The organism is Jatrophihabitans sp. (genome assembly GCF_051960575.1).
Classification (GTDB): Bacteria; Actinomycetota; Actinomycetes; order Mycobacteriales; family Jatrophihabitantaceae; genus JBQCEE01.
In genome coordinates, this window is sequence record NZ_JBQCEE010000176.1 from 1 (window position 1) to 10,851 (window position 10,851).

Here is a 10,851-nt window from a genome sequence, read left to right on the forward strand (position 1 = left end):
GTGATCATCGACGCGGACGCGATCGCCCGCGAGGTCGTCGAGCCTGGGACGCCGGGACTGGCCGCCGTCGTCGACCGCTTCGGTCCCGAGGTGCTGACCGCAGCGGGCGCGCTCGACCGGCCGAGGCTCGCGGGCATCGTCTTCAACGACGAGCAGGCGCGCGCCGACCTCAACGCCATCGTGCACCCGCTGGTGGGCGCGCGGACCGCGGAACTCATGGCCGCGGCGCCGCCGGACGCCGTCGTCGTCTACGACGTGCCGCTGCTGGTCGAGTCGAACATGGCCGCAGGGTTCGAGGTCGTGATCGTCGTCCTCGCCGACGAGGACCTGCGGCTGCGCCGACTCGAGGGACGCGGCATGCCCGAGGCCGACGCGCGCGCCCGGATCGCCGCCCAGGCGACCGACGAGCAGCGCCGGGCCGTGGCCGACGAGGTGATCGACAACAACGGGTCGCTGGACGACCTGCACGCGCAGGTCGACGCCGTCTGGCAGCGGCTCGCCGACCGCAGGGGTGGTGTGGAAGGCGGTTCGGCCGTCCAGTAGAGTTCTTCGAGGCACGGGGCGATGGCCCCGGACCGAATGCGGACGTAGCGCAGCTGGTAGCGCATCACCTTGCCAAGGTGAGGGTCGCGGGTTCGAATCCCGTCGTCCGCTCGGAGGGGGCCTGACGGCCTCACGCGGTGGCGTGGCCGAGAGGCGAGGCAACGGCCTGCAAAGCCGTGTACACGGGTTCAAATCCCGTCGCCACCTCGCACACAATGCAGCCGGCAACGGCTCACATACGGGCGATTAGCTCAGTGGGAGAGCACTACCTTGACACGGTAGGGGTCACTGGTTCAATCCCAGTATCGCCCACCACTACAGGCCCCGGTTTCCGGGGCCTTCGTGCTTCTCGGGTATGAGACGCAAGATCACTTGTTGCTCAAATGTTGCTCTATTCCTGCGCGGCATTGAACAACCCGGGATGGCACGGTGCGACCCGCTTCGGCGAGGGTGGTCGACGTCGGAGGAGAGGCCGCAGCTACCTGTGGACTCTCTCAGGCAGTGCGCCTTGCGCATCTGCCGCTTGTTCGATTGCAAGGCGGCCATCCGCTGTTGACCCCCAGCGCCGTCCCGTCCTCTAGTCGCGGTTCCACCGTCGAGCCGTGAGTGGCGCACCAGCTAGCTCGCGATGCCCAGCGACGCAGCGAGGGCACGCCGGTCGACACCGCGGTTGGTCCTCGGCGCGGCCGTGATCCGGTCAAGATCAGCCCGGCTGTAGAGGAAGTGGCGCGCGGTGAGGCGGCGGGTGTTCGGCAGCAGCCCGCGCTTGTCCCAGACATTGATGGTGACGCCGGCGGCGCCGGTGTGCCTCACCGCTTCCCCAAGGGTCAGCCAGTCCGGGTCACGCCGCGGCTTCACTCGCCGCGCCACGACGGGCCGGGTTATCGACGGTGGCGCCGGCACCATCAGGCCCACCTGGCCGCCACGCTGTCGCGCTTCGGCGATGCGATAGTTGGCCGTACGGTGCCCGATCCCGGCAGGGTGGAGCAGTTCGGTGACGCGCCACCCCTCTAGAACGCAGGCGAGGAGTAGCCGCCCTGACGCCCGGCGGACGGCATGCTGCCGGTGCTGACGGCGGTCGGTCAGCAGCTCTAGTTGACGCAGTCGAGCGAAGGCGTCGGCGAGCTCGGGGGGCAACGGCCGTTGGTGCTCAGCAGAGCTCATGCCATCCACAACGATCACCGGTCGGTCTGGTCACTTAGGGTGCGCAGTGTGGCACGCGATGTCGAGCGTTGGGAGCGGGCGACGGAGTGGCCGCTTGCGATCCTGGCCGTTGGGTCCTGGTTGCGTACGCGGTCGATGTGCTGGACCGGCACCTCAGCCACGGCGGGGGCACGGCGCTGGCCGTGGTCGAACTCGTCGTCTGGGTGGCATTCGCGGCCGACTTCGCGGCCCGGTTGTGGCTCGCACGGCGCTGGCGCTACCTGTGGACGCATCTGCACGATCTGGCGATGATCGCCCTACCGGCGCTACGGCCACTGCGCCTGGTCCGGCTGCTGATGCTGCTCCGCCTGCTGAACCGCCGCGGCGCCGACAGCCTCCGCGGCCGCGTGGTGCTGTACGTCGCTGGGTCGGCGGCCATCCTGCTGTTCTGTGCGTCGTTGGCGATCCTCGACGCGGAGCGCGGCCGTGCTGAGGCAAACATCGAGACGTTCGGCGACGCGTTGTGGTGGGCGACCGCCACCGTGTCGACGGTCGGGTACGGCGACCGGTACCCGGTCACTACGGAGGGCCGGTTCGTCGCCGCCGGGTTGATGATCGGCGGGATCGCGCTGATCGGTGTTGTCACGGCGACCTTCGCCTCGTGGCTGATCGACCGGGTCCGCGATGTCGCGGATGAGGAGCAGGCTGCCACGCGGGCTGACCTCGAAGCGCTCCGGGCGGAACTGGCCGCGCTCCGTACCCTGCTTGCGAACAGCGTCTCCGGCTCGAACGGTGTCCGATCGGGTGAGGCCGCCGAGCGTGACGTGACTGCGGGGTAGCGCCGGTCAGGCGTGTACGTAGTACCGCGGGGCGAGCGTCTTCGCGGTGGTCCAGTTGCTGTCGATCAGCTGCTGCGCGCGGGCGAGGGGGAGGTAGTAGGTGGCGCTGCCCTGGTGTTTCGAGGCGAGATGGACGGCGTAGCAGACCCGGGTGTGCATCCAGTTCTCGACTGAGTCCTTTGGGTTGCGCACGCCTTGGCTGGCGGTGTGGCCGGGGGACGGCGGCTCCACCCAGAGGTTCTTCGGCGAGTTCGGGTCACCGCCGAGCTCAAGCGAGATCAGGTGGTCATACTCGGCGTACGACAGAAGGCCGGTGTAGTGATAGGCGGCGGCGTCGCGCTTCTTTTCCGGCTCGGTGACCGACTCGGGCGGCCGGATGGTCGTGGTGTAGCCGGTGTGGCAGATGGTCGCGGCAAGTGTGGACTGCCGTACTTTCGGGTTGAGCGCGCCGGGGTTGCAGCGGACGTCGGGGAGCGGCTGGCCAGTCGAGGTGTGGCGGTAGTGGCAGGTGCCCGGCGCGGGCTGCGGCTGCACCGTGTACGTGCGCTGAGGCCCAGGTCCGTAGGGGATGGCCGCCAACGCGGCCTCCGTGCTGACGAGCGTGAGCGTCATGGCGGCAGCAAGGACGATGCTGCTGCGGACGGTTCGCTTCATGCCGGCTCGACCTCTCGCCTGGTGATCAGGGTGTTGAGCAGGATCGCCGAAGGCCGCTGAGGGTCCGCTGCGACGATGCTCGCCAGCTCCTGCACACGTCCGGTGGGCCTCGCGCCGGTGCGGCGTCGGAAACCTCGGAGGTCCGCGGAACGGCCCATTTTCACCTATGGGGGCGAGGAAGGGAGTCGCGATGACCCGCGAACAGTCGAACACGATGGAGACGCGTCGTTCAATGACCGTCTTAGAGGCCGCGGAGGCGCTGGGGATCGGCCGCACGCTTGCCTACCAATTGATCCGCACGAACGCCTGGCCGACCCCGATCGTGCGAGTCGGCCGGGTCATCCGGATCCCTCGTCAACCGTTCGAGGCGTTCCTGGCGACCGGCGCGTACGACGCCGCCGGTTAGGTCGGCACCGTGTGTCCGACCGGCAAGAGGGGGGCGGTGACGCGGCGCCGAAGCGGGGGAGTCGCGTCACCGTCGCTCGTCGAGACGGTTCGACAGGCGCGCACGGCCTCGAGGTGTGAAGATCTGCGTCCTGGCTCGGGGTGCCTTGACTTCCGTGCACGGCCGATGGAAGCTTCCGCCATCCCGCCCGGAATAGGGGGATTTGACCGATGAGCGGCAGAGGTTCGCAAGTTGCGATCGCCGTCGCCTTGGTCGGCTGCGCGGCGTGTACGAGCAGCGCAGGCGTCCGGACGCAATCGGTGCCGCCGTCCGACACGGGGATTTCGTCTGCCACGCCGCCGCCGTCGCAGACCCACACTTCCAGCAAACCTGCGCCTTCAGCGACGTGGAATCCGCCTGACTACGGCGCGGCTCAGCCAGCGGTAATGGCGTACCTCGCATTGAACTCGGCCAGCATCGCTGCGTTCAGACACCCGAAGACCGCAAACATGGCGTCGATCAATCGTTACGCAAACGGCCAGGCCCGAGTGGTCTTTCAGCAGACGCTTACGCAAGCTCGAGCACAAGGCATTGCGTACCGAGGGACGCCCGCCACTCCTCGAGTGACGGTGATATCGGTCCACCTGGACGGCCATCTGCCCGAAGTTGTGCTTCGAGATTGCGGCTTGATTTCTTCTGTTGACCCCGAAGCCCCGTACTACGTCGCGACGGGCAAGCGCGTGCCGCAACCGACCCCGAAAGTGCCGCCGCCGTACGCGAACAAGATCAGTCTGTTCAAGCCGTCAGGAGCGTGGCAGGTCTTCACAATTTCGACTGACGCGAGCAAGACATGTCAGCCGTGAAGCGACCGCTTGCTGCAGCGGTCCTCATTGCCGTCGCTGTTTGTCTTCTTGGACCATTCGAAACGCTGGCGGACGCGTCACCGCCGAGCGGTACACCGGTCTGTCGACCGGGCGACCCGTCCTGTGTGATCGTGATCGTCACTGATCCCGGCGAGCCGGGTGGCGGCGGGAAGTCGTCGGGTGGGGGTAACGCTCCTGATCCCTGCGCTCAATACCCGGGTTACCTACATCAGCAGTGCGTAGACAACACCGGTCAGCAGTGTTTGAACCTTTACGCTCAGTACTTCGGGGCCATTCCGATCGACGCCTTGAACGCGTTGCTGGTGAAGAATGGTTGTGGGGCGTTGCCGCCGACTGTGGTACCGCCTGATCCGGCGACGCTGGCGCAGCGTGCGGCCGACGGGTTCCGGCTGCCGTCGCCGTCGGGTGCGCGGTCTCCCGACAACGATCTGGTGTATCGCGGGTTCGGGTTCACCTACGTCAACCTGGTGACCTATTTCTGGACGGACCCGTCGACGTGGCGGCCGTTGACCGCGACCGCGCGAGCCGGTGCGGTGTGGGCGACAGTGGTCGCGACACCGGTGACGCTAACCGTTGACCCGGGCGACGGAGAACCGGCCGCGGTGTGCGGCGGGCCGGGAATGCCGTGGGTCGAGGCGGACGGCAACACGGCAGTGCCGGGTGCCTGCACCCACATTTACCGGCGCATGAGCGGCCCGGCCTACGACCATCCGTTCACGGCGACGCAGACAATCAGCTGGCGGCTGACGTGGACGGGCTCGGGTAACTCGTCCGGCACTCTGACTCAGCGGTCCACCTCGACGAGCAGCCGGCTCAACGTCCTGCAAATCCAGACGGTCACTTGCGGATCCCACGGGTGCGGGGCTAGGTCGTGAGCGGACCAAAGCGCCGACGTCTCTGCAACCGATCTCGCGGCGCCGCGGGACGTGGATGGGGGTGGCGCTGAGATGCCGACGACGTCAACACTGCCGGGAGCCTCGGTCAACGGCCGCACACCGGCCGGTGCCGACCGGGTCGGTGTCGCGTTGCCGACGCGGCAACGACGGCCGGGATTCATCGCGTTGGCGGTCATGCTGATCGTGGGGCTGGCCGCAGTCTCGGCCTACCTGTATTCGCAGGCCGGATCGAAGACGCCGGTGCTGATGGTGGCCAAGCGAGTCGCCGCCGGGCATCCGTTGACGCGCGGCGACATAACGGTCGTCAACGTTGCCGGGGACGTCACCGCGATCGGCGCCAACGGCCTCGACGATGTGGTCGGGCATGTCGCGACCGTCGATCTCCTGCCACAGACACTGCTTCAACGGTCGATGCTGACGCGGACAAACCCTCTGCCGGCGGGGTCGGCCATGGTCGGCGTGGCGTTGAAGCCAGGACAATTACCGGCCACCGGGCTGCCGGACGGCGCACATGTCGACGTGCTGCAACTGCCCGACCACAACGCGGCCGCGGCGACGCCCTCTCCGGCGCCGCGGCTGCTGGCCGGGTCGGCGCTGGTGTTCACGACAGTCAGCGACGCGTCGCAGACCGGCGGGACGCTCGCGACGCTGGTGGTGCCGCGCGCCGCCGCGGCCGAGATCGCCGCCGCCTCGGATGCCGGCAGCATCGCGCTGGTCGAGGTGGCGCCGTGATCCTCGCGATCTGTGCGGACAAGGGCGCGCCCGGCGTGACGACGGCCGCGACCGCGCTGAGCGTCGCGTGGCCAGGCCGGCGTGTGCTGCTTGAGGCGGACCCGTCTGGCGGCGACCTCGCGCTGCGGCTGCGCGGCACCGACGGCAGGGACGGCGGCGAGCTGGCCGTCGACCGCACCCTGACCTCGCTGGTCGCGGGGCTGCGCGACGGCGTGACCGAGGACCTGCTCGAGCGGCACGCGCAACCCGCCAGCCTGGGCTTTGACGTGATCACGTCGCCGCTCGCGGCGGACGGACTCACGGCGCTGGCACCGTTCTGGCCGCAGGTCGCCGACCTGGCCCGCCGGTGGCCGGGAACCGTGCTCGCCGATTTCGGCCGCCTGCAGGCCGGCCACGCGGCGCAGGCGTTGGCGACCGGCGCCGAAGGCGTGCTACTGGTGACCCGGGCCGCGACCCGGGAAGACCTGTACCACTTGCGGGAGCGCGCCCGCGCGCTGGCGCCGCGCCTCGGACCGGGCCCGCGCGGCTGGAGCGCCTTGGTCGTCGCGGTGGTCTGCCCGCCGCGCGACGCGAAATACGCGACGAGTCAGGCGCAGCAGGCGCTGGTGAGCCAACCGCTCACCGCCACTGTCCCGGTGCTCGGCTATCTGGCGCTGGACGACCGTGCCGTCGCCCAGCTCACGTCCGGGCCGGTCACGAAGCGGCTGCTGGCCTCGTCGCTGCTGCGGTCCGCGCGCGACCTCGCAGCGGCGCTCACCGGATGGTTCCCCGCCCTTGCCGACGCCGCGGACGGCGATGCGGCGCCCCCGGTCGACGACATCCCGGCGATGGGCGCTGCGTCGACGGGAACGCGGGCGGGGCATGAGGTCGGGTGGCCGGCGTGACTGGGGAGCCGCTGGACTACGCGCTGGTGCGGGCGTTGCAGCGCCGGGTCGCGGATCTGCAGATCGCTGACCGGCAGCAGCGGGCCGCGCGCGGCGACGCGGACCGCAGTCCGGCCGATGAGCAGCAGCAGGCGCAGAGCATCATCCGGCAGGTCGTTCGCCAGCACATGCAGGACCGGCTCGCCGCGGGCGAGCAGGTGCCGGACGCGAGCGTCGACACGCGGCTGCGGGCGGCCATCTTCGCCGCGATGTACGGGGCGGGGGAGCTGCAGGAGCTGCTCGAGGACCCGCTGGTGGAGAACATCGACATCAACGGCTGTGACGACGTGTGGGTCAGTTACGCCGGCGAGCAGTGGCCGCGCCGCTGGCGGCCGGTCGCGGTCAGTAACGAGCACTTGGTCGACATCATCGCCAATCTCGGCTCCTACGCCGGCATCAACGCCCGCCCGTTCTCCAGTGCCACCCCGGAGCTGGACGTGCGGCTGACCGACGGGTCTCGCCTGTCGGCGATCATGATCGCCGCGGAGGCCCCCGCGCTGTCGATCAGGCGGAACAGGTTCCCGGACATGTTTTTGCGCCGCGACCTGGCCGAGGCGGCCGCGCCGGCTGGGCGGGAGGTGCCGCCGGACCTGGTCAGTCATGGCGCGATGAGCGCGGAGGTCGCCGATTTCCTCTGTGCCGCGGTCCGGGCCCGCTGCAACATCGTCGTCGGTGGCGCGACTGACGCCGGCAAGACGACCCTGCTCCGAGCACTGGCCCATTGCGCGGATCCGCGCGAACGCCTGGTCACGGTGGAACGCGCCCTTGAGCTCGGTCTCGGCCGCAACCCGCGCTTGCACGACAACGTCGTCGAGCTCGAGGAGGTGCTGCCTGACGGGGAGGGCAGAGGTGGGGTCAGCATCGCCGCCCTGGTTCGTCGCACCCGCCGCATGAACCCGGACCGGGTGATCGTCGGCGAGGTCCTCGGTCCCGAGGTCGTGGAGATGCTGTCGGCCATGGCGCAGGGCAACGACGGGTCGCTGTCGACGATCCACGCGCGCGATGCCGACGAGGTGTTCAACCGGATCAGCACCTACGCTCAGCAGCACGAACACCTGACCCCGGACGTCTCGCACGCGCTGATGGCCGGTGCCATCGACTTCGTCGTCTTCATCGCCAAGAACCCCACGCTCGGCGGCCGTCGCTGCGTCACGCAGATCCTCGAGATCAGCGGCCTGCAAGGCGCCCGGGTTGCCCGCAACGCGATCTTCGCGGAGTCCCCGGTCGATGGCCGCGCCACCCGCAACGCCGAAATCGCCCTCACCACCCGCCGCGCGGGACGGCTGGCCGCGGCCGGCTACCGCGACGTGATCGACGGCCGCGCCGCGGCCTCGTCGATCCCGCCGTTGCCGTCGGGGAGCGGGTGGTGACATGAACCTGGCGAGCCCACCGGTGGTCGCGGCGGCCGCGCTGCTCGGCGCGACGTTCGGCGGCGCGGTGCTGCTGTTGATCGCCGGCGTCCGCGGCACCCCGATCGAGCCGAGCCGGCCACCGGGACGGATCCGTGCCTGGGTGGGCCAGCAGCGGTCACCGATGCTGCTACTCCGCCTGGGCGGGGGGCTGCTGGTCGGCGTGCTGGTGATCGCGGTGACCAGCTGGCCCGTCGCCGCCCTCGGACTGGCCGGCCTGTTCGTCGCGTGGCCGGCGCTCGCCGGCGGCGCACGGACCGAGCAGTTGCAGATCGCCCGGCTCGAAGCACTCACCACCTGGACCGAGGCGCTGCGCGACACCACCGCCGCCCGCGCCGGCCTCGAGCAAGCCATCCCCGCGACGGCGCAGCATGCCCACCCGCTGATCCGGCCTGCGCTGCTGCAACTGGTCGGCCGCCTGCACACCCGGGTCCCGCTCGCCGACGCGCTCATCAGCCTGGCCGAGGAACTCGACCACGCCGGCGACATGATCATCGCCGCGCTGATCAACAACGTGCAGCGACGCGGCGACGGCTTGGTCGACGTCCTGTCCGCCCTCGCCGTCGCCTGCCGCGAAGACCTCGACCTGCGCCGCAAGATCAGCGCCGGCCGAGCGGGTGACCGGCGGGCGGTCCAGCTGATGCTCGGCATCGTCATCGGCGTCGCGACCTTCCTGGTGCTGTTCGGCAACGGCTCATACACCCGCCCCTACGCCACCGTCACCGGCCAGCTCGTCCTGCTCGTCGTGCTCGGACTGTTCGCGACCGCCTTCATCTGGCTGCGCTCGCTGGCCGGCGGCCGCGCCCCGTCCCGCTTCCTCCCGAACGCTGACGCGCCGCTGGACGCCGACGAGCTCCGCATCGTCGCCATGCTCACCGCCACCACCCCAGGACCGGCGGCGGCCACACCTGTTGAGGTGGTCGGGTCGTGACTGCGATGCTGCTCCTCGGCGCCGCGCTCGGCGCCCTCCTGTTCGCGCTGATCTGGCTGCTCGTGCCACGGCGCACCAGCCCGCTGGTCGGGTTAGGCCGCTACGACGCCCACCTCCGCGCCGCCCACCAACCGCGCGTCAGCACCGCACCGTTGGACCCCGGTGCGGGCTCGTGGCGGACGCAGCTCGGTGCCCGGGTCGTGGCCGAGCTGGCCCGGCACGGCATCACCTACCGGTCGCTACAGCACGACCTCGCTGTCACCGGCACCCGCTTCGACGTGCTGATGGGCCGGAAGGTCCTCGCCGCGGTCAGCGGCTTCCTGCTCTCCCTGCTGCTGGTGGGCTGGTGGCAGTACGCCGCCCCACCGGCCGCGTCACTGCAGCTGCCGGCCGGCGCACCGCTGCTGCTGGCCGCGATCGTCGCCGTGATCCTGTTCGTCGCCCCGGACGTCGATGTCCGGAAGCTGGCCCGCCGCCGCCGCGAAGAGTTCACCGACGACCTGGCCGTCTTCCTCGAACTGGTCTCGCTCGAGATGGCCGGCTACGCCGCCGCCGAAACCGCGCTGCCGCAGGCCGCCCGCCGTGGCGGCACCTGGTCGATGCTCCTCATCCGCGAGACGCTCGTGCACGCCCGCCTCGCCGGCGACGACCCATGGCTCGCTCTGGCTGCACTCGGCGAACGAATCGGCGTGCCGGAGCTGCGCGAACTCGGCTCCCTGATCAAGAACGTCTCCGACGACGGCGCCCAAGTGCGCCGCACCCTGTCCGCCCGCGCCGCCTCGCTGCGCCGCAAACGCCTCGCCGCCGAGGAGGGCCACGCCGCCACCCGCAACCAGTCCATGCGGCTGGCGCAACTGCTCATCGCCGTCGGGTTCATGGTGTTCGTCGGCTACCCCGCCTTCGCCGTCATCCGCCTCTGACCCACCACCGCAGCCTCGACACACCGCACCTCAACGAACGTTGCAGCACCGAACCGAAAGGGACACCCATGAACGAACTGGCCATGATCTGGATCTGGGCCCAAGCCCGCGTCCGCCAGCTCCGGCGCGACCCCGACGGCATCAACGACGACGGCATCAACGACGACGCAGGCTTCACGACCCTGGAGTGGGTCGGCCTGGCCGGCGTCATCATCGTCGCCGCGATCGTCGTGGCCACCATCCTGATGAACACCGCCAAAGACGGCGCCAACAAGGTCAAGGTCCAGTAACCCTAATGCCGCGCCGCCACCCGCACGCCGCCGCGCCCGCTGCACTGGCAGCAGCCGACGCGCAATCACGACGCCCAGGGCGCCGAAGGCGTCAGGGGCGGGCGTGCGGTGACCGCGGGTTCGGCGCGCTCGAGGCCGTCATCGTCATCCCGGTCGTCGTCCTCACGACGATGATCGTCATCCAGTACGTGATGCTGTGGCACGCCCGCCACCTCGCCGCCGCCGCCGCACAGAACGCGCTGCGCGAAGCCCGCAGCTACCACGCCACCGCCGCCGACGGGCAACAGCGCGGCGAGGAGTAC

At 70.1% G+C, this 10,851-nt stretch carries 14 protein-coding genes and 3 tRNA genes; 15 read left to right on the forward strand and 2 right to left on the reverse strand.

Going from position 1 to position 10,851, the window contains the following annotated elements; genetic code table 11:
• The 4 genes from coaE to ACTHMS_RS10065 all read left to right on the forward strand — a co-directional run.
• A partial coding sequence (coaE, locus tag ACTHMS_RS10050; RefSeq protein ID WP_440306524.1) for a dephospho-CoA kinase occupies positions 1–543 on the forward strand: 543 nt, incomplete at its 5' end.
• Between the two features lie 38 nt (positions 544–581).
• Positions 582–654: transfer RNA gene (locus ACTHMS_RS10055), tRNA-Gly, on the forward strand.
• A 25-nt stretch (positions 655–679) separates the two neighbouring features.
• Positions 680–750, forward strand: a tRNA-Cys gene (locus ACTHMS_RS10060).
• Positions 751–783: 33 nt separating this feature from the next.
• Positions 784–858, forward strand: a tRNA-Val gene (locus ACTHMS_RS10065).
• Between the two features lie 303 nt (positions 859–1,161).
• Here ACTHMS_RS10065 and ACTHMS_RS10070 read toward each other — a convergent pair.
• On the reverse strand, positions 1,162–1,680 hold the full coding sequence (locus ACTHMS_RS10070; protein WP_440306525.1) for a MerR family transcriptional regulator: 519 nt from the start codon (positions 1,678–1,680) through the stop codon (positions 1,162–1,164).
• A 209-nt stretch (positions 1,681–1,889) separates the two neighbouring features.
• On the opposite strand from ACTHMS_RS10070, the gene ACTHMS_RS10075 reads away from it, so the two are divergent.
• Positions 1,890–2,525 carry a potassium channel family protein gene (locus tag ACTHMS_RS10075; protein ID WP_440306526.1) on the forward strand — a complete coding sequence of 212 codons (636 nt, stop codon included), beginning with the start codon at positions 1,890–1,892 and terminating at the stop codon, positions 2,523–2,525.
• 6 nt (positions 2,526–2,531) lie between these two features.
• On the opposite strand, the gene ACTHMS_RS10080 is transcribed toward ACTHMS_RS10075, so the two are convergent.
• Positions 2,532–3,179 carry a hypothetical protein gene (locus ACTHMS_RS10080; RefSeq protein WP_440306527.1) on the reverse strand — a complete coding sequence of 216 codons (648 nt, stop codon included), beginning with the start codon at positions 3,177–3,179 and terminating at the stop codon, positions 2,532–2,534.
• Positions 3,180–3,369: 190 nt separating this feature from the next.
• On the opposite strand from ACTHMS_RS10080, the gene ACTHMS_RS10085 reads away from it, so the two are divergent.
• The 10 genes from ACTHMS_RS10085 to ACTHMS_RS10130 all read left to right on the forward strand — a co-directional run.
• The gene (locus ACTHMS_RS10085; RefSeq protein ID WP_440306528.1) at positions 3,370–3,585 is read left to right on the forward strand and encodes an excisionase; all 216 of its coding nucleotides are present in this window, start codon (positions 3,370–3,372) and stop codon (positions 3,583–3,585) included.
• A gap of 425 nt (positions 3,586–4,010) precedes the next feature.
• Complete coding sequence (locus tag ACTHMS_RS10090) at positions 4,011–4,427, forward strand: hypothetical protein (RefSeq protein ID WP_440306529.1); 417 nt, start codon at positions 4,011–4,013, stop codon at positions 4,425–4,427.
• Between the two features lie 125 nt (positions 4,428–4,552).
• The gene (locus ACTHMS_RS10095) at positions 4,553–5,323 is read left to right on the forward strand and encodes a hypothetical protein (protein WP_440306530.1); all 771 of its coding nucleotides are present in this window, start codon (positions 4,553–4,555) and stop codon (positions 5,321–5,323) included.
• Between the two features lie 72 nt (positions 5,324–5,395).
• Positions 5,396–6,076, forward strand: a complete 681-nt coding sequence (locus tag ACTHMS_RS10100; protein WP_440306531.1) for an SAF domain-containing protein — start codon at positions 5,396–5,398, stop codon at positions 6,074–6,076.
• Positions 6,073–6,960, forward strand: a complete 888-nt coding sequence (locus ACTHMS_RS10105) for a MinD/ParA family ATP-binding protein (RefSeq protein ID WP_440306532.1) — start codon at positions 6,073–6,075, stop codon at positions 6,958–6,960. The genes ACTHMS_RS10100 and ACTHMS_RS10105 overlap by 4 nt, the downstream gene beginning before the upstream one ends.
• Positions 6,957–8,369 (forward strand): CpaF family protein, encoded by a 1,413-nt coding sequence (locus tag ACTHMS_RS10110; RefSeq protein WP_440306533.1) that lies wholly within the window; start codon positions 6,957–6,959, stop codon positions 8,367–8,369. Before ACTHMS_RS10105 ends, ACTHMS_RS10110 begins: the two co-directional genes overlap by 4 nt.
• Before the next feature lies 1 nt (position 8,370).
• Positions 8,371–9,339: a type II secretion system F family protein gene (locus tag ACTHMS_RS10115; RefSeq protein WP_440306534.1), complete on the forward strand. Its 969-nt coding sequence runs from the start codon at positions 8,371–8,373 to the stop codon at positions 9,337–9,339.
• On the forward strand, positions 9,336–10,259 hold the full coding sequence (locus ACTHMS_RS10120) for a type II secretion system protein (protein ID WP_440306535.1): 924 nt from the start codon (positions 9,336–9,338) through the stop codon (positions 10,257–10,259). Before ACTHMS_RS10115 ends, ACTHMS_RS10120 begins: the two co-directional genes overlap by 4 nt.
• A gap of 68 nt (positions 10,260–10,327) precedes the next feature.
• Entirely contained in the window at positions 10,328–10,549 is a 222-nt protein-coding gene (locus ACTHMS_RS10125) for a hypothetical protein (RefSeq protein WP_440306536.1), read from the forward strand.
• A gap of 5 nt (positions 10,550–10,554) precedes the next feature.
• Positions 10,555–10,851, forward strand: a 297-nt coding sequence (locus ACTHMS_RS10130; protein ID WP_440306537.1) for a TadE family protein, incomplete at its 3' end; no start/stop codon positions are given.